The organism is Chitinophaga sp. 05T412, from assembly GCF_056396465.1.
Map to the genome: position 1 here is coordinate 227,815 of NZ_JBFTLN010000005.1, position 17,575 is coordinate 245,389.

At 44.5% G+C, this 17,575-nt stretch carries 11 protein-coding genes; all 11 read right to left on the reverse strand.

Annotation, left to right across the window (positions count from 1 at the left end; translation table 11 throughout):
- Nucleotides 1-54: 54 nt before the first annotated feature.
- Nucleotides 55-1,467 (reverse strand): RtcB family protein, encoded by a 1,413-nt coding sequence (locus AC1DFM_RS13455; RefSeq protein WP_477077257.1) that lies wholly within the window; start codon nucleotides 1,465-1,467, stop codon nucleotides 55-57.
- A 5-nt stretch (nucleotides 1,468-1,472) separates the two neighbouring features.
- Nucleotides 1,473-2,216, reverse strand: a complete 744-nt coding sequence (locus tag AC1DFM_RS13460) for a hypothetical protein (protein ID WP_477077258.1) — start codon at nucleotides 2,214-2,216, stop codon at nucleotides 1,473-1,475.
- A 97-nt stretch (nucleotides 2,217-2,313) separates the two neighbouring features.
- Complete coding sequence (locus AC1DFM_RS13465; protein ID WP_477077259.1) at nucleotides 2,314-3,093, reverse strand: hypothetical protein; 780 nt, start codon at nucleotides 3,091-3,093, stop codon at nucleotides 2,314-2,316.
- Nucleotides 3,094-3,179: 86 nt separating this feature from the next.
- Complete coding sequence (locus tag AC1DFM_RS13470; protein ID WP_477077260.1) at nucleotides 3,180-4,277, reverse strand: AAA family ATPase; 1,098 nt, start codon at nucleotides 4,275-4,277, stop codon at nucleotides 3,180-3,182.
- A 648-nt stretch (nucleotides 4,278-4,925) separates the two neighbouring features.
- A complete protein-coding gene (locus AC1DFM_RS13475; RefSeq protein WP_477077261.1) occupies nucleotides 4,926-7,154 on the reverse strand; it encodes a DUF3857 domain-containing protein in 2,229 nt (742 codons plus the stop codon).
- 10 nt (nucleotides 7,155-7,164) lie between these two features.
- On the reverse strand, nucleotides 7,165-9,048 hold the full coding sequence (locus AC1DFM_RS13480; protein ID WP_477077262.1) for a transglutaminase-like domain-containing protein: 1,884 nt from the start codon (nucleotides 9,046-9,048) through the stop codon (nucleotides 7,165-7,167).
- Nucleotides 9,049-9,189: 141 nt separating this feature from the next.
- Nucleotides 9,190-9,756, reverse strand: a complete 567-nt coding sequence (locus AC1DFM_RS13485) for a DinB family protein (RefSeq protein ID WP_477077263.1) — start codon at nucleotides 9,754-9,756, stop codon at nucleotides 9,190-9,192.
- 581 nt (nucleotides 9,757-10,337) lie between these two features.
- Nucleotides 10,338-11,420, reverse strand: a complete 1,083-nt coding sequence (locus AC1DFM_RS13490) for a PA0069 family radical SAM protein (RefSeq protein ID WP_477077264.1) — start codon at nucleotides 11,418-11,420, stop codon at nucleotides 10,338-10,340.
- Nucleotides 11,421-11,486: 66 nt separating this feature from the next.
- Entirely contained in the window at nucleotides 11,487-13,265 is a 1,779-nt protein-coding gene (locus AC1DFM_RS13495; RefSeq protein WP_477077265.1) for a MutS-related protein, read from the reverse strand.
- Between the two features lie 103 nt (nucleotides 13,266-13,368).
- The gene (locus tag AC1DFM_RS13500; protein WP_477077266.1) at nucleotides 13,369-14,799 is read right to left on the reverse strand and encodes a glycoside hydrolase family 125 protein; all 1,431 of its coding nucleotides are present in this window, start codon (nucleotides 14,797-14,799) and stop codon (nucleotides 13,369-13,371) included.
- Between the two features lie 179 nt (nucleotides 14,800-14,978).
- Nucleotides 14,979-17,408 carry a bifunctional YncE family protein/alkaline phosphatase family protein gene (locus tag AC1DFM_RS13505; RefSeq protein ID WP_477077267.1) on the reverse strand — a complete coding sequence of 810 codons (2,430 nt, stop codon included), beginning with the start codon at nucleotides 17,406-17,408 and terminating at the stop codon, nucleotides 14,979-14,981.
- Between the last annotated feature and the right edge of the window lie 167 nt (nucleotides 17,409-17,575).

The following is a 17,575-nucleotide window of genomic DNA, read 5'->3' on the forward strand; positions in this document are numbered from 1 at the left end:
GCGGGAAACAACTTTCGCCATCTCCCGCCCCCGCGTCATTGCATCTATTCTTTACTAGTCTTCCGGAGGCCCTCCATCCGCCATTCTCACCACCTTTGGTACAAAGGTACCTATCACATCCACCAGCGCTGTTTGAGCTGCCATTACGGTATTAATATCTTTATAAGCACCCGGCGCCTCATCCAATCCGCCTCCTATCAAGGTTACACCGTGCTCTTTCAGTACATCATTCAATTGCTGATCGGTAATGGTTTTCTGTGCCTGCGTACGCGACATCATCCGCCCTGCCCCATGGGAAGCAGATTGCAAACTGGTTACCTCGCCCTTTCCACGCACAATAAATCCAGGCGCTGTCATAGACCCCGGAATCACTCCCAGCACGCCTTTTCCAGCTGGAGTAGCACCTTTACGATGCACGATGACTTCCTTACCTTCATACATTTCCTTCCACGCAAAATTATGGTGGTTCTCCACTCTTGCCAGCAAAGTAGCGCCCATCGCAGCAATCAGCCGCTTATGAATTAAATGATGACAGGCAGAGGCATAGTCGCCCGCCAGGTTCATTGCCAACCAGTATTCCTGTCCTGCTTCTGTATTCAGATCCAGATACGCCAGGTGTCCTGCATGCTGAGGTAATGGACATACGTCTTTCGCCACCTGGGTATAATGGCCCGCTATCTGCGCCCCAAGTCCTCTTGACCCCGAATGCGATAGCAAAGCCACATAATTACCAGGCACTAACCCCCATTCATTATTTACATCCGAAATAGTAGCAATCCCCCACTCTACAAAGTGGTTACCCGAACCAGAAGTACCCAGCTGACCAGCAGCCTTGTCTAACAGATTCTTTACAAAACGGATTTCCTTAAATTCACTTCTTTCCAATACCGGATCAGCCTCTCTTTGCTTCCATTCCACACCGGCACCGAACTTCGTCCAGTTCACCAGCTGCTTCTTGTAAGACGCGTCGTTTGTCAACAACGACTGCTCCGGCAAATCCAGTATACTCAAACACATACGACATCCAATATCCACACCTACTCCATAAGGGATCACGGCATTATCTGCCGCTAATACCCCACCGATAGGTAACCCATATCCCTGATGCGCATCCGGCATCAATGACCCGGCTACGGCAACGGGCAAACGAACAGCAGTATTCAGCTGCTTCATGGCGCCCTCTGCAATATTATCCGCACCAAAAACTGCATAAGGCACCGGCGTTTCACGCAACTCAATTTCCTTTGGCGCCACCGGCGTCAACAGCTGTTCCGCTACCGGTCCCAACAACGCATCATCTACATATGCGGTAGGATCTGCCAACACTTTTTTCAGGAGATCAATCGCTTCATCACGGGTCAGGTGATTAAAATGCTCGTCCATTACCTTGATGGCTAAACGAAATACAGGACTCTTTGGGTAACCTATTTCCAGTAAGGTTTTACCCCCCACTTTGAAATTCGACATATGGATTAAATTTTATCGTACCATTCTTCCTGCAACATTTGCTGCAGGGTTCTTTTTTTAATATAGTGTTTCTTTTCTACTGTGTCCCACGTATGGCAGCTATATACGCGACTATAGATTACTTTTAAAATTTTATGCTCCAGGCAAAATCTTTTCACATAATCATCCAACTGCTGCATTTGCGACTTCAATTCCGGCAGCTCCATTCTGGCTACAGTAACCATGTTAGGTCTTACACGTAATATAAAACGCCATGACTCTTTAAACACCATTCTCTTTTGCGGCTCAGGGCTGTTCTTGAAAAAGAAAAAACGTTCCTCAAAACAAGCTGCCTCTTTCTCTGTTAGCTTCAATTTAGCAAATGCTTGCAGATCCGGCTGCAGCAGTTGTTGCTCTCTCAATACCCAATGCTTCCTCCCATGAGATCGCTTCTTTACTTTAAAATCCTTTCGGTGACTGTAATCACAGGTATTTATTTTTGTCAGCAATCCTTCATAAAAATCCGCATGTCTACTTCTGGCCACATCATCCCTTAATACAAAGAAACGCTTGTAACCTATCATTACCGGCGGTTCCAGAGGAACATACCCTCTTTTATACCAAATTTCCGACATTCTTTTTTCTTCTCTATGCAAACTCCGCAGTTGCTTTTCAAACTGCGTACGCGCATCACGTATTCTTCTTCGGGTAGTTCTTATTCGTGATGCCGCAATATAATTTTCAATTTCCGTTTGTACCGGATTGTCCATAACCAATGATTCATTTCCCACTTAATAACTTCCACCAAGTGGTGGAAGCGATTACTCAAGCTGTTGTATATGGACGTTTGATTTTTTTTCATGATGATTATTTTTTAAGGTTAACAAATATTTTTCCGCCGATGCCTTCTTCCAGATCCTGTTTTACAAACCGGTAAGGCAGTACATATCTATCTACAAAAAAGCGGCCCTGGCAATCTCCTTTCCATTCTCTGCTATAGCCCGTATACTTTCCGTACTCCAGCCTGGCAAGGCGAGGTCTAAGCTTATTCCATTCCAGAAAATCATCTATTTCCTGCATCCTGACCTCCAACTCCGGAGCCTCTGCTCTCTGCAGTGTAATCCAATTGGGTCTTACTCGTAATACAAACCGCCAGGGTTCTGTGAAAACATATTTCTTTTCCGGCTTTCCACTACGCTTATTAATTTTTATCCGCTCCTCAAAATATTGGAGCGCACGCGGACCAAAATTCATTTTCCTGAACTCCGCTTCTGTTGGCTTGTGCAATTGCTGCAGGAGGTCAACATACCGGTATCTCTTCTTGTAGCGCTTACTTACCCGGAAGCCTTTCTCTGCGCACCATTTAGTAGTGTTAATTTTATCCAGGATTCCCTGAAAAAACGCAGCGTCTCTACTTCTGGCCACATCATCTCTTAACACAAAGAAGCGATTATAGCCTTTCATAATGGGAGGTTCCAGTGCCACAAAACCACGTTTCAAATAAGCTTCAAATAAAGTGTCTTCCTCGCGGGATAAGCGCCGCAATGCTTTATCCTGTTCCTTTATGGCAACACGCTTCCTTTGCCGCGCAGTTCTTATGCGTGACATTAACAGTATGTCGGATACTGCTGATTTTTTTTTCTTCATAATACATGTTTAGGTACGCGATCGGAGCTCCCTTAACATGCAGATGTAGATGGATAAATAGGTTCTCTTGTCAGTCATATTTCAAATTATGCTGTTTCTTCTAAAACGTCTCTTCTAAATCCAATCACGTGTTGCTTTCTTTCAAATGAAGGCTCGTGTTGATTCGCTATTTCAGCAACGGTCATAGGCTTGTTGATAATGGTATCAAATCCCATGTGCTTGGATAACACCTGCGCTTTCTCTATCGGCAACCGCTTAAATTCGTACTTGGCAATTAAGCGGCCTTTGCGCAACAGTGCACTGTCTATCGCAGATAAATCACTGTTGAAAGAACATACTAATTGTATATTCAAACAATCCGCCAGCAGGCCGTCAGACAGGTTGAGCAAGTTAGATACCGATGAATTGCCGGAAAATTTACGATCCATAATCACATTCTCTGCATCTTCTATCACGACTACACAATTAGGATTATCAATCAGCAATTCCATGAATTCAGGATTCATGATATTCGTAGCCAGATCCGGCGAAACAAATAATACCCGCTTCTTGATTCTACCAATCAGGTAACGCAGATAAGTGGTTTTACCTGTTCCCGGTAAGCCATGAAGTAATACAATCCCCTTGTCTTTATCTTTCTTTAATCGCTGCTGTATTACCTTATCTATCTCTTTAAAATCATCTTCATAAAACATACCTATATCCAGGCGGGTGCGCTTTATTTCCAGGCTTTTCAGCTCCAGTCCTTTGCGGCCACTGGTAATAAGATTTATTTCATGTGGCTCCCTGCGCTGTTTTTCTTTGTAACGTGTAGCCATTTCCGTTATCTCCGTTACAAATGCTGGTATTTTCCCGTCGTGCAATATTTCACACCAGGAAAGCCAGAACACTACGATGCAGTTGTTATTTAGCACCAACAGTGTTTGATTATGTTTGTACTTCTTTTTCTTGTTATCATAATCCGTATACCGGTGTGTATGCGTAATCATGCTTTCGTACTTTTTGGCGAAAGCTGCCGCTGCTTTTTCGGTATCTACTTCATAGATATTATTGATATCCGGGATAGCGTTAAAATACATGGTGTATACACCTCTCGGATCAAACTGCTCTCCGTCTGTAATATCGATATTATTGTTAACAGTATATTTCATGTTACGTTTTCTCTTGATGATGAATACTCCCATTTGATAAAGATTTACCAGGGCACTGTGGCCCCGGGTAAACCTTTCTTATCATGGGGGTAAATTACAAGTTATCCTTTTGACAACCTGATTGTTTGGGGGTTAATTGCAAACAGAGACGAAAAAAAATATTTTAAAGGGAGATGAAAGCGGAGCAGGATTACTCCGCCTGCCTGTTTTTATATGTACCTCCTCAAATAATCTCTTTATTGCCAATAAAAAAACCCGGTCTGTTTTACACGGACCGGGCTACTATCGTTAACGTATCTCTCACGTTAAAGCATACCTCGGCCATGTAGTATCCTTTGCTGGAATGCTATCCTGAAACCATTTACTGTGGCGGATCTGAACCCGTTTTGTATTTGCTGGCAAATTCATTATCACAATAAAACGATAACAAAAAAGCCCGAGTCCATGGACCCGGGCTTCTGTTATTTTTACAAATATTTATTAGCTACCTGTAAACATAAAACGCCCGGAACCCGCTATCCCCTTGCGTGCCGCAAGGAAGTGCGTTGTCCATATATAAGCTTGAGCGTTTCATTTTTTATCAGTTTACTTTTTGTTTTATTATCAATTTTAACGATGCAAAGATAACAGCATATATTTTGATATTGCAAATTTTTAACAAAATATTTTCAAATATTTTTTCTATGCTTTCTTAAACAATACTTTTTGCGTTGTAAAATCTGCCGCTGCATCTATTACCTGTAGCAGGTTTCCCCACTTCGACACTTGTTCGAAACTATTCTTGTACACTTTCCTGATATGCAGCTTCAGTTTATCTGCTTCTACTGTAGCTTTTACAATAAATGAACCGCAGTCATTATCTACAGAACGATTCAACTTATCAACTCCTTCCAGCGTATAACCCTTAGGGATAGTCACTTCAATGATATTCTCAAAGCTACGTGCATAGGGCATATAGATATCTACCTTGCGATCACGTTGCTCCGGCTTTATCTCCAATTGACCACCTATTAGTTTACCTGCTTCCAGGATATAGTTGTTGCCTGCACGTTTCAACAGGCCATCCAGTGTGAAACTGGTGTGATAAACAAAGTCAGGATCATTGTGCCTTAATMCCATCTTATCAATACCATAGGAAGTCACTTCTTTCGGTGTAATATCAAATTGTGCTTTTATCTCCTCTGTAAATTGATCCTTTTGTGTTTTACGCGCTGCGGCAAAGGCTGCTTTATACTCTTCCGGTAAAGTAGAACGACCAACGGAGAACTGTTCCGYAATAGATTTTCTCACGCCAAGCGCCAATCTTTCCTGCTCATAATAATCTTCAAACAGCAATAGCCGTTTCTGTTCATCCTGGCGCAGATTGCCTTTCATGGTGGTATTACGATCTATCTTTAGCAACTGCATATCATCACTCAACGCAATTTTCATTTGCTCTATGCTGGTATTATCATCTGCGGTAGTGGTAGGAATGCCAACGGGGGCGTAAGACTCCATTGTCCTCTTACGTTTATTGTACTTATTCAAATCCACCAACGTACCTACCTGTCCTTCATATTCTGACGCTATATCACCAAAGTTAGAGAACAGACCTTCCGCGCTCATAAATAGCGGGTCAGTTCCCCGCGTTCTCAACATATACTCATAATCACTGGAGTTCAGCAACTCTTCCGGCGCAGGACCATATCGGGAAGTCACCACCACAAAATCTGTAGGCACATTTAGTCCTTTCATTACATCATACAGCAGCTGCAAATACTTCGTACTGTTAGGTGATCCGTAGTTTCGTTCACGCCCTACTACAATCTTATCACCAGCATCTACCCGATAAAAGGCCAGATAACGGAATGCATAGTATACATAATACACCAGACTATCCTTCGGCACTTCCTTTCCATACTCTTTCTTGTACTGCTTTGATAAGTCTCTTACCGCTTCCTGTAAAAGGTATTTGGTAGATGAATAGGCCATGCCTTCCCCAAACACATTACTAGCCGCAGCATCTTTCATTTCCGCCGCCGAAGGATTGCGTCTCACTTCTCCGGCTACCTGTCCTTCTTCCAAACGGGTACCGAAAAGGATATCCATTCTGATCATTGGAATCTGGCGATAGGGCGACATCCACAGGCCTACAGGTAAACTGGGAATATTTCTTACCAGCAGATCAAATACAGCACCATCATCATCTTTCTTCATTTTCATATCCGGCGCACCATTGGATGAGCGGTATCTTACAAAATATTTATCACTGATTTCACAGTGTACAGAGTACTGCAGGATAGGCTTATCGTCGCCCAGCACAAATATTTGCGCATCCACCGGGCTGTTAATATCTTTCTGTTCTTCTACTCTCACAAAGTAATCGATCACATCCCCTACCTGTAAATCAGGAATGGCGAGCTTACTTTTTTGTTGACTCCCTTCTTCTTCATTCACTATTTCTTCATCTACGTTCACTTCTTTCATGGTACCATCCGGCTTAATGATACGTACACCCACCACGGTAGTTGCCAAACCAGAGTGATAGAAGGAATTCAGGTTGCGAAACTTTTTAAAGCTAAACTGGGAGTATTCATCCAGCGCCGCTTTATCATTCAGCTTCACCATTTCACGAACCGTGTTGCTGTAAAAGATATCTTTCTTGACTTTAAATCCGATACCAATGTATTTTAACTTCCTTTCGCTCGAGGCTTTCAGGTCCACATGGCGGGCGATAACAACGGCCGATGATTTATCATTTGCTGGTAGCGCGGGTACTTTTTTAAATGCAGGAATGTCCCAGTTCCATACTTCCTGTCTCACTGCATCGGCCCTTTCTTTATATTCCCTGACATCCTTTGCCTTCTGGGCGTAGGCAGATGGCAGGCATAGCATGGCTATGATTACAAATCCTAAAAATCTGGTACTCATGGTATAGGTATTACTTTTTACTCAATGTGATTTGCTGGAGATATACTTTATCTAATGCCTGTATATCCGCATTCCATTGCTGGAAGCCTGATTTGGGCAGCCAGGGGTTTTTAATAATCAGTTCTTTGCGATAGGCTATTTTACCGCTGTTCAGTTTGTAGCTCACATGAAAAGAATAGCCATCCCGGTCGATGCTCAGATCTTCCGGCAGTGGGCCTACTTTATAGCCTGCTGGTACATCCAGAATGGTTTCATTCAACACATGATGTTTATACTCGAACAACATATCATGTTCACGTTTGCTGGTATCTATTACATAGCCGGATAATTCTTTTCTGAAATCCATTTCAGTATACAGGTCATCACCAAAACCGGTAACGGCATCCTGGTATTGCAGGTCGTAATGAATATCTACCTGTTTGTCCCAGTTATTGATATCGGAGGTTTGCAGTTGGCTGATCTTGTATTTGCTGTTATTATCTGTGAGATACTGTACTAGGGCATCCTGCAATTTCTCCTTTTTGATCCCGTGTACCTGGGTAAGCAGGTATTCTTTGCTTTCGCCGTCCCACTGTTGATGCACCTTACCGGTAATAGCGACGCCATCTATGTGCAACACCCGTTTTTCCACAGCTGTATTTTGCTGCCAGTCTCGTTTCGGTACGCGGTCGAGTATATACTTGTCGCCGTCTTCGATCATCACCTGACGGCCTTGTATGCGTTGAGCATACTGATCCAGCCCAATATAGGTTTCTGTAGCATCCAGGAAATAGCGTTTGCCTTTATAGTTCAGGGCGCAGATCATATGGTTATCTACGGCCAGTGAGGGAATGGAATAATCATAGGCGATATGATCGGTTCCGATCCAGCAAAGACGGGCATCAAAGCCCAACGACTTCAGGAGGCCCCGGGTAAGATTGGCCATGCCTTTACAGTCGCCGTATTTATGCTGCAGTACACTCTGTGCTTTTTCCGGTTTGAAGCCGGCAATCCCATCTTCGAAGGCGATGTAGCGGATATTATCCTGCACCCAGTGGTACACCGCATTTATTTTCCCGGTATCAGTAGCAATACCTTTGGTGATATCCTGTGCTTTAGTTTTCAGGATAGCTTCATCGTCACCTATTTCCTTTACCAGGCTGCGATACCAGGCATAGAGATCATCGGTTGTATTGAAGTAGTTCACGCGGCCGTTTTTAAGTTCGGCATATTTCGATAGCAGGAGCAGGTGAGGATATATGTAAGATGGGCCAGGCGCGTTCTTTTCACCCACCCTTGCCGGAAGATTTCCAGTGGTGTAAGTATACACATCCTGATCACGCTTGCTGTCGTACTCCACTGTTTTTTTGATGTGATAGCCATCGAAATTCATTTCCCGGATCTCGGCTTTCATCCAACGGGGTATGGTAATCTTTACCTCTCTGGATTTAATGAGATAGTTGTCGGAAAAATAGATCGCAGAGAAGTAGCGGGGGTCGAGAGTGGTTTTGTCCAGTTCTACCCTGCTTTTACTATCGGCCTTTCCCAAAGGCAATTCAAACCGGCATACTTTGGCATCTGAATAGAAGATGTCATCTACGCTATAGTTCTGGTAAACGGGTTTGATCCATTTGGCGCGGGCGTCATTCACAAAAGCCCGTACTTCATCGATGGTGCTTTTATCATCGTAAAACTCCACATACTGAATGCTGGTGCGGAATTGATTACAGTGGTAAGTCACTTCGGAATACTGGTTGATGTGCACCGGGTTTTCTTTATCGCCGGTAACGAATTCATATTGATCCTTTTGCGAAGTGATGGTGATGTTCTTGTCTTCCTGTGCAAAGGCAACAGTACCGTAGTTCAGGCATAGGCATACCAGAAGCAGACATAGGTATCGGGGATATTGGGTCATAAAGGGATACTGATTAGCAGTAGTATATAAAATTATAATATTTTTAACAAATGGGCAGCAAAAAGCCGGAAGTGTGCATACTTCCGGCTTAAATACCAATCGGGACTAACAACTACAGATGATGATGGTCGACCTTAAAAATTAAATCAATACCGCACTCTCTTCGTGTTCTCTTTCCAGTCGTTGCATCTGACGAATATGCCGTTCGATGTGTTTGGTGAGGAAGTAGATGTATTGGTATATATCGAGTTTTCCCAGCTGGTTAACAGACATATTGGTGAATACGAGTACTCCTTCTCCGTTTTTCAGGAGAGACAGGTTGTACATGCATTGTGCATATTGCTGTTTCAGGAGGGCTTTTACCTCTTGTATATTTTTAAAACCGGTAGGTTCCATATGTTCGGGTCTTACCCATCMAAAGGATTTGCTGCCGATAACGTCTATCTGGTCAAACTTCTCCTGATAGTCCGCCGGAATGATAACGGTATGGCCGGTCTTTTTACGTTCCAGCGCGCGGCGGGTACTTTTGTTAATGATCAGGAGCAGGAAATAATTGGTGAGCGTAATATGCTCCAATATTTCTCTGATATTCCACTGATCGCGGTCTGGTTTGAAGTGCAGTAATGCCTGGTCTTTTTCAAACCATTGATCCAACTCCCTGAAATTGGTGAGTAAGGCCTCTCTTACAACTTGAATAACGTTTCTCATCATCTAACGTTTTTGGGATTATGCACTTTACTGTTTACTAATGAAATGGGTTAGCGCATAACTTCATTTAAAAAATACATTGTTTGCCATCTTTATGCCAGAATTTTTGCTACAAAAAAACCCGGCCGTATTTACGGACCGGGACTAAATAATGTGGAGGTTTATCTCACACTACCGCATACCATGTCCGTATGGCTTTATTAAAGGCAAAGCCATCCCGTTTGCACCAAGAGGTGCATTTTTTTGCATTACAGTTATCTTTTGAAATTCTGTCAATGTCGTCATTTCAGTACTGCTTCAAAAGCAAAAGTCCCACACTTGTTCTAGTGCGGGACTTTTGTTTATATCGTTTGATAACTTTTTCTATCGTTAACAATCGGTGCAACACGCCCGCAATCTGGCCTTGACCTGCTTTTGCTTGCAGGCCATCGCTGAAATCTCGTATGTTGATATAAGTTGCACAGTTCTTTTTGTTCTTGGAGCAAAGGTAATTTTTATTTTTTTTATTACACAAAAAAACACCCTACTTTTTTCATAGACTTAACAATTAGTTTAAAGTGCAACTAATTTATCGGGAAAAATCAGAACAAAGTTAATTGTGCATTTGGCCTGCGGAACGCGTCTGTATTGAATTCGAAGCGATCCTGATTCATGCCGTTCTTTTTAACATGTAATTTAAATTGCTGCCGGATGATGTCAGCCACATTTCCATCTCCCCTCATTCTCCGTCCAAACTCGCTGTCATTCACCTGTCCGCCGTGCAGGCCTTCAATCATGTGCCATACTTTATCTGCCCGGTCCGGGAAGTTTTTATACAGCCAGTCGTTAAAGATGATCTTCACGRCATCGTTGAGGCGTACTACTGTATAGCCGGCATACTTAGCGCCATTGGCGGCTGCGGCTTCCAGTAAGCGGGGAATTTCCTGATCGTTCAGCCCGGGGATGATGGGGGCTGTCATAACGCCAACGGGTATACCAAGATCACTCAGCTCTTTCACTACTTTAAGTCGTTGGGCGGCCGTAGCGGTACGGGGCTCCATTTTTTGCCGGAGGTCTTCCTGTAATGTGGTAATGGAAATGTATACGCATAGCAAGTTGTCCTGGGCCAGCTGCTGCAACAGATAGCGATCCCGCAATACCAATGAGTTTTTAGTGATGATACCTACCGGCTGCTTATACTCCACCGCCACTTCCAGCAGCTGACGGGTCAGCCACATTTTGCGCTCTATAGGCTGATAGCAGTCGGTATTGCCGGACAGGGAAATGGGCTTGGGTACCCAGTTCTTGTTGTCCAGGAACTTGCGGAGCAGGGCGGGTGCATTATGCTTCACGATGATTTTGCGTTCAAAATCAAGGCCGGCGCTCAAGCCCCAGAACTGGTGGGTGTTACGGGCATAACAGTAAATACAGCCATGCTCGCAGCCCTGATAGGGATTCATGGAAAACCACATCCCTACATCCGGGCTATCGACTTTGTTGACAAGGGTTTTGGCATGTTCCTCGAATATCTGGGTGGGAACATCAGCCTGCCACCATTCATCAATACCCTCCGCATGTTCCTGTGCATATTCGTCCGTCAGATATTTATTTTTCGGATTGATCTGCGCCCCACGGCCTTTGTAATATTGAGGCGCTGGTTCTCCTTCCTGGAACGGCAACGTCATAACTAAATATTTTAGTAAATCTACTAAAATATTTAGTTATGACGTAAATTTTGTTTTACCCCGCTACTAGATGATCTCCATCTGCTTCATCAGGAAGGTGGCGTTTTTGTTACGGGCTACCCCTTCCCGGATGCGATAGTCAAAGAAGAGATGATCTTCCTGTATGGTGCTTTCGAAGCAGTAGTTGCGGATCTCGTTGGGATAGGCTGCTTCCAGCTGCCCCAGCTCCAGGTCGTGCGTGGCAATCATGCCCAGGCAGTTATATTGCAGGAAATGTTCAATCAGACTACGGGAGCCGGACAACTTATCTTCCGAGTTGGTGCCTTTGAGAATTTCATCTAACAAAATAAATACCCGCTCCCCTGTTTTCAGCTGACGGATAATATGCTGCAGGCGCAACAACTCCGCCTGGAAATAAGATGTATGGCTGGCGATAGAATCCTTGATACGCATAGAGGTCATGATATGCATAGGACTGAACACCAAACGGTCTGCACATACCGGCGCCCCACACATGGCCAGCAACAGGTTCGCTCCTACACTGCGGAGGAAGGTACTTTTGCCAGACATATTAGATCCGGTAATGATCAGGAAGCTGTCTTTACTACCGGCACTGCCATCATTCTTCACACATTCATCGGCAGGTATCAGCGGATGCCCCAGCGCTGTTGCTTCCAGCACCCGTGCGTCCTGCGGCTCCGGCCAGGTAAACTGCGGATGATTATATGCATAAGTAGCCAGGCTATTCCACACTTCAAACCGGGTAATTACATCAAACCAGTTGGTGATATGCCCTGTATGCTGCTGCTTCCAGCGCTCCAGGCGGAGTATACAGTGTAAATCATACAGCATCAACGAATTGAGCGCGATCCCCACCAGCAGATTCAAACGCTGATCAAACGCGCCACTCACTTTCGCTAATCCTTTTAATGCCATATCTGCCTCCTTCGCAATCTCCTGTTGTTCACGTAACAAACGGGCTTGCTTGAAATCACCACTTTTGATGAGATGCAGCAGAATAGAAAACTTATCCAGTATACGTTCCTTGCGAGACATAAGTCCATACTGCGCCATGATCTCTTTCTGACTTATGCCCAACAGTATCCAGTTAAATGCAATCATGATGGAGACGAAGTAGTATTGCCCACTTGAAATGCCATATACCAATGCGGCCACTATCAGCGCCGGGCTTGCCCAAACAGCGATCTTCACCAGCTTATTATTGATAAACCGAAAAGGCATTTCCAACCAGGCGACAATCTCTCTGCGATCGCTTTCTTCTTCTTTGGCCAGTACCGCATTGGCGGTAAGCTGCTGCCGGAATTCCAATTCAGGCGCCAATACTTTCAGGGCTTCCTGTGTATCCAACATGATAGCAATATCTTTCAATGGATTACGCAAAGCCGCCGCCAGCATCCGTTTACCAGATAACGTACCTGTTCTGTTGATATGCTGAAATATAGATGCAGGTCCGAATACATCCAGATCACTGGTGAAATCATGTTTATCGTCTGCAAATTCGTTTCCGTCTTCGAAGCCCGACTGCCACGTAGTAACCAGTTGTAACTCCTTCTGGTTCAAGGCCAGCAGGGTTTCAAATAATTGTAACCGTTGCAGTGCTTTGATGTAAAGGATCAACAGCCGGGCAAAAGCGATGGCGCCGGCGATAGCCAGCACCAGCCAGATAGCCGCCCATCCGTTACGGATTAGCTGCACTATACTGGTGGCAATCACCAAAAAGCTGATTAACCGCGCCCAGGATAACAGGGAGGTTAAATTCTTTTCCTTCTTCATCGCTTCATCAAACTGTGCTATCCTTTGCTGGTAAATACTTGCTGCGATCATTACTACTTAGGTTTATTGAAAAAAAATCAGGGATTTCATGATTTATGTTCACAATTTATTGAACATACCTCACAAAATCCCTGATTAAACTTATCCGGATAAATTATGCGTATTGTCTTTTCAGCAAATCAGGATATTCCTCACTTACTTTCAGGATCAACTCACCAAATAAGGTATTCACCCACGCAAACCATGCACGGGTGTATTTGGTAGGATCATCTTTATGATAAGATTCATGAATAAAGCCTGTGCCACCATCGGTGTTGCGCAAGGTTTTAATACAGCCGGCTATTTCTTCCTTATCATGACTGGTTAATGCTCTAATGATAATACTCATCGGCCAGATGTAGTCGTTGCCGGTATGCGGGCTACCTACTCCATCACCATATTTGCCTCTGTAGAACCACGGTTGGAAATTGCTCCACACAAAGTGACGGGAAGCCTGATACAACGGATCATCGATGCCCGTGTATCCCAGGTAAGGGATAGACAGCAGGCTAGGTACGTTGGTATCGTCCAGGAATAAACGGTTACCAAAGCCATCTACTTCGAAGCCATACATCATGCCCAGCTTAGGATGATCTACAATAGCATAGGCTTTAATAGCACGATCCACTTCATCTGCCAGCGCAATACATTCCTTGGCAAAAGCCATGTCTTTATAAATGGTTTCGCTGATTTCCGCCAATTGACGCAGGGATACTACGGCAAACATATTGGAAGGAATCAGGAAAGGAAATACGGTAGCATCGTCAGAAGGACGGAAAGTAGACACAATCAGGCCTACCGGTGATATGGGATTACCCCAACCACCATTGGCAACAGTATCTGATTGTACAGCAGAAACACGCTGGAATTTGTAAGGACCAGGACCGTCTTTACGTTGTTGTTCTTTGAACGTTTTCACGATCAGCTGTGCGGCCTGTTTATATTTTGCATCAAAGGGCGTATTGTCGCCGCTGATTTTCCAGTAGTTATAAGACAACCGTACAGGATAGCACAGGGAGTCGATTTCCCATTTGCGCTCATGCAGTTCCGGCTTCATTTGCGTGAGGTCCTTCTCCCACTCACTGCCGGTAGGGCCTTCGTTAAAGGCATTGGCATATGGGTCGATGAGGATACACTTTGTTTGGCGGTTAATCACGCCCACTACCATGTCTTTCAGTTTGGCATCCTCTTTTACCAGTGGCAGGTAAGGCCATACCTGGGCGGAAGAGTCGCGCAGCCACATCGCGTTGATATCGCCGGTGATCACGAAAGTATCTGGTTTACCGTTTTCAGTCTTGAAACTAACGGTGGTATCAAGTGTATTAGGGAAACAGTTTTCAAACAGCCAGCCCAATTTGGTATCTGCAATCTGCGCTTTCACTTTCACAATGGTCTTCTCCACCGCCTCGCTGGTAAATTTCCGCTTGGCCAGTGGTGGGCGCTGGGAGGTGTATCCGCTCCAGCCAAATACTGTTTTGGGCAGTCCCAGCCCGACAGCGCCTGCTACCATGGCGCCACTTTTTAGAAAATCTCTCCTTGCAACCATAACGTTTTTTGAATTTAGGAACCCCTAAAATAGAAAAGTTTCTGGTATTTGCTTAATCGATTTATCAAAAAGGCCCAAAAGCCGAAAGTAAGGAGTCAAAAGCCATTGAGGCGGATGAGCATTGCGGATATTATCCGCAATGCTCATCCGCCTCGATAAATTTGTTGCCTTATGCTTTATTAATCATCGTCTTCCTCAGCTGCCTGCAGCTTTACGAAAGCACTTCTGCGGGGAGCAGGCATCACCGCATGTTCGCCATGAATGGCCTTCCACACCACTTCATTTAATTCCAGGTCAGGAACCCGGTCTTCATGCGCCAGATCAAAATTAGCAGAACGCCGTGCGCTTTCGTTCCACGCCACATTTCTTTCGTTGATATCTACTTGCGCTGGTTGCAAGGAGTAAGGCGTTACATCAGGCGTAGCGCTGAATAATTCCCACATCGGCGTGGCAGCGGCGTCATACTGGCTCATAGGCGGTAAGCCTAATATCAGTTCCATGGTACGCAGCAGTCCTGATGTGGAGTACATGTTATGGTTAACGCTGTTTTTCTTAATGTAGGGGCTTATAACATAAGCTGGAGAGCGGTGTGCATCCACGTGATCAGGACCGTTCTGGGCATCATCTTCCAGAATAAAAATGGCGCTTTCCTTCCATATCTTGCTATGGGAGATGTAATCCACCACACGCCCTACCGCCAGATCGTTATCTGCCACGGCAGCATAAGGTGAATAAGCGCCTTTCCTCATACCGCTGGTATGGTCGTTACCAAGACGAATACTATTGAAACGGGGCACCGCATCAATAGCCAGCAACGAATCAAAATCATGCTGCCACAGCTGCTGCCGGAATACATCCTGGATACTGAGATCAAAAGAAGGATATTCCGTACAGAAGTTTTTTTCGAGAGATGCCAGCGCCGCCTTGCCCTTACCGGCAAATTCGCCATAGGTACGATAGCTCACACCCGCACGCTGGCAATAATCCCATATAAAGCCTTTCTTTGGATAGGCTATTTTACGGCTTCCTTCATAGTCATATGTACCGCCACGGCCACCATAACTGGTAGGCCAGGTCTTTTCCACATAGTCAGTAGCATAGGCCGCCGTACTCCAATTATGGCCATCCGCGCTGACTTCCGCATCTACATAAAAATTATCCAACAACACAAAATCACGGGCTATACGATGTTGATTAGGAGTAATTCGTTCTGGGAAAATACATAAGCTACTGTCGCCATTGCCGCCGGACATGTCTCCCAGTACCTGGTCGTATGTGCGGTTTTCCTTAATAATGTAAAAGATATATTTGATGGGAGATGTTTGTCCGACACCACGAGGAATGGGATTCCCCGCTTCACCGGCAGCAGTATTCTCTTTTGCTTTTGTATACGGTGTGTTTTCATATACCAACCTTGACCAACTATTCAACAATGCATCATCTGGTGCGTTAAATACCGACAAGGTACCTTTAAATAAACCGCCGATATACTGTACAGGTCTGTCTTTCCGTATATTAGCCTGATGCGATCCACTCTCTTCTTTTTTATTGATGGGATTAGGACCGTCAGGATTCGCCAGCGAAGTAAATCCTTTACCATTAGCCACCAATATCTTTTTCCCAGCTACTCTTACACAGGTAGGATACCAACCTACCGGTATAAATCCTTTGGATTTACTTTTACCCGGTGTGGTAACATCAAACACCGCCAAACAGTTGTTGTCTGCGTTGGCAATATACAGTTGTTTATTGTTGGCAGACAATGCCAATCCGTTGGTAGTAGAGCCTGTCAAGGCATCCGGATACAATGCCGTTTGCAGCAACTCAATTACCTGCTGATTGGCAGTATTGATAATCGATACAGAATTATCATTGGCATTAGCCACGTACAGGTACTTACCGTTGGCAGATAAAATCATTTCATTCGGGTGACTACCTACTGGGATCGCACCGCTTATTTTCCCCGTAGCAATATCATATACTGCCACCGCATCGCCTCCCCAGAGGGAAATATAGAGGCGGTCTTTTTCTTTAGATAGCAACACGGTATAGGCTTCCGCCGCCAAAGGAACATGCGAGATGACTTTGTTTTGCTGCAGATCAATCACATATAAACTGTTGTTCTCCTTTGTAACTACGTATAGCCGGTTACGTGATGGATCTATGGTGATGCCAGTAGGGCAAATTTTTTCCTTTGGCCAACCAGATCCTAACCAAATGGAGTCGGTTACCTGCAATTTATTATTGCCGATACCGTATTGCCAGATCACATTATCATTACCGCCGGAAGCATACAGTTTCTTTTCATCTTTGCTAAAAGCCAATCCCAGCCATGATTTAGGAATGTTTATTTCATCCAGCAGTTGCTCTTTTGCTACATCAATCAGCTGAATAGTTTGACGGCTTTGCCCATTGTTGGTCACCGCCAGGTATTTACCGGAAGGCGATAGTATCATATTCAACGGCAAATCACCTAATGGCAATGAACGCCCCACCGGCGTTAATGCCCATCCATTAGGCAATGTAATACGTTTGGCCACTGTATCTTTTACTTGCGCATTTGCCTGCCAACCCGCCAACACCATCAAAGCAAAAAGAATTCTTTTCATAGCGATTACGATAAGTGAAGCTGTAAAATAGGAAGCTCATAGCGCGTAAAACAGAGAGACGCTAAAAGGTAATACTAATATAACTTAAACGGCTGAAGGCATAAAGCATAAAGCAAAAAGCTATTATAGCGAATGACCTGAGCGGATAGATATTTCATCCTTCGCTT

What these genes read in the sequence shown, in the direction of transcription:
- AC1DFM_RS13465 (WP_477077259.1), bottom strand. Translation starts at nt 3,093, where the DNA reads ATGAAGAAAAAAAAATCAGCAGTATCCGACATACTGTTAATGTCACGC.
- AC1DFM_RS13505 (WP_477077267.1), bottom strand. Translation starts at nt 17,408, where the DNA reads ATGAAAAGAATTCTTTTTGCTTTGATGGTGTTGGCGGGTTGGCAGGCA.
- AC1DFM_RS13460 (WP_477077258.1), bottom strand. Translation starts at nt 2,216, where the DNA reads ATGGACAATCCGGTACAAACGGAAATTGAAAATTATATTGCGGCATCA.
- AC1DFM_RS13470 (WP_477077260.1), bottom strand. Translation starts at nt 4,277, where the DNA reads ATGGGAGTATTCATCATCAAGAGAAAACGTAACATGAAATATACTGTT.
- AC1DFM_RS13495 (WP_477077265.1), bottom strand. Translation starts at nt 13,265, where the DNA reads ATGATCGCAGCAAGTATTTACCAGCAAAGGATAGCACAGTTTGATGAA.
- AC1DFM_RS13500 (WP_477077266.1), bottom strand. Translation starts at nt 14,799, where the DNA reads ATGGTTGCAAGGAGAGATTTTCTAAAAAGTGGCGCCATGGTAGCAGGC.
- AC1DFM_RS13455 (WP_477077257.1), bottom strand. Translation starts at nt 1,467, where the DNA reads ATGTCGAATTTCAAAGTGGGGGGTAAAACCTTACTGGAAATAGGTTAC.
- AC1DFM_RS13480 (WP_477077262.1), bottom strand. Translation starts at nt 9,048, where the DNA reads ATGACCCAATATCCCCGATACCTATGTCTGCTTCTGGTATGCCTATGC.